At 74.5% G+C, this 1,483-nt stretch carries 1 protein-coding gene; it reads left to right on the top strand.

The genetic code is table 11. The features are described from left to right. Positions 1-1,446: hypothetical protein (locus ABZ260_RS50970; RefSeq protein WP_355633167.1), on the top strand; the 1,446-nt coding region annotated here is incomplete at its 5' end. Positions 1,447-1,483: the final 37 nt, after the last annotated feature.

Below are 1,483 nucleotides of genomic sequence, written 5' to 3'. Positions count from 1 at the left end.
GCCGGACCGGCGGTGGGCCACCACACGCCCAGTGCGCCCGGTGCGCCGGTGGCCGTTCCGACCGGTGGACACCGGGCCTTCACCGGTCCCGAGGGCGGTGCCACCGGCGGCCACCGGGTGCTCACCGGTCCCGGCGACGACGCCACCGGAGGGCACCGGGAGCTCGGCGGCCGGCCCGCGGGCCGAGGGGGCGCGGCGGGCGGGGACGGGCCCAGCGTCCAGGGGATCGAGAAGGTGATGGACGGCGTGCTGGAGGCACGCATCGAGGCGGGCCAGGTCTTCGTCCACCAGGCCTTCGAGCACGGCCACCTGCTGCGCAGACTCGACGGGATCGAGGGCCGGTACGACCGGGAGCTCGGCTTCGGCAGGCTCGTGGAGTGGGCCGCCTCCAGCGAGGGCGTCGTGGCGGTGGAGCAGGTCGGGCCCGCGCAGGTGCTGGTCCGCGCCCTCACCCGCGACCTCGCCATCCGCGCCACCCACCCGCTGCAGATGTGGGGCAACCCCACCGTGATCGCCCACGGCCGTACGGCGTGGGTCTTCTTCCACTCCCGCCAGGTCGTCGGTGTCGACACCTCGATGGGCCTGCCCTGGGGGGAGACCGGCCAGCTGGCCATGATCGAGCTCGACCTGGGCGGCGGCTTCGCCTTCCAGGCCCCCCAGCCGCGCGAGCTGGGCCCCTACGCCCAGTGGTTCCTGAACGAGGACAACAGGCTGCGCCGGCTGCTCGACCAGGAGGCGCCCAGCGGCACCGAGCCGTCCTCCTCGGTGGGCGCGCCGGGCTGCACCGTGGTGCTCGGGCAGTTCAGCAGCAACAAGCCGATGTTCCAGAACCGGCACCAGGACTTTCGGCCATGGCAGGTGCTGTGCCTGGTCGACCCCGGCGGCGTGGTGCGCCCGACGGTGCGCGAGCCGGGGCGCGGCTGGCTGCACCAGGTGGTCCTGCACCGGGGCAGGTGGTTCACCTCCGGCTCGGCGGGGCTGGAGGCCGACACCGCGGACGGCAGGACCAGGTTGGTCATGCCGCGTCCCCGGGGCGGGGCGCTGCGCTGGTTCTCCGCGGGCAACGAGATCTACGCGGTCGGCACCGACCAGGTGAGCCCGGTCAGGGGCTGGTCGGTCGGGATCTTCGACCAGCGTTCCCAGACGCTGGAGTTCCTGATGGGCAAGCAGTCGGCGACCCTGGCCGGCCACCTCACCTCCCGCCACCGCTGGGAGCGGCCGAGGCTGGTCGCCGACGGTGACTCGATGTGGATGACCATGCAGGACGCGGGCCGCAGCAGGCTGCTGCACATCACCCCGGGCGGAGCGCGGGAGGTGCATCGCACGCCGGGGATGTTCGAGCCGGTCGTCCGGGTCGCCACGGGCCTGCTCTGCCTGCACCGCCCCGACGACGCCACCGGCGCCACCCGCGACCGGCCCGCGACCCTGGTGCACCTGCCGCTCTGACCCGTTCTCGCCCCCGTTCCCGTCCCTGGCCGCGGCC

Origin of the sequence: Streptosporangium sp. NPDC006013 (genome assembly GCF_040614275.1) — a bacterium.
GTDB lineage: Bacteria > Actinomycetota > Actinomycetes > Streptosporangiales > Streptosporangiaceae > Streptosporangium.
This window is presented reverse-complemented; position numbering and strand designations above follow the sequence as displayed.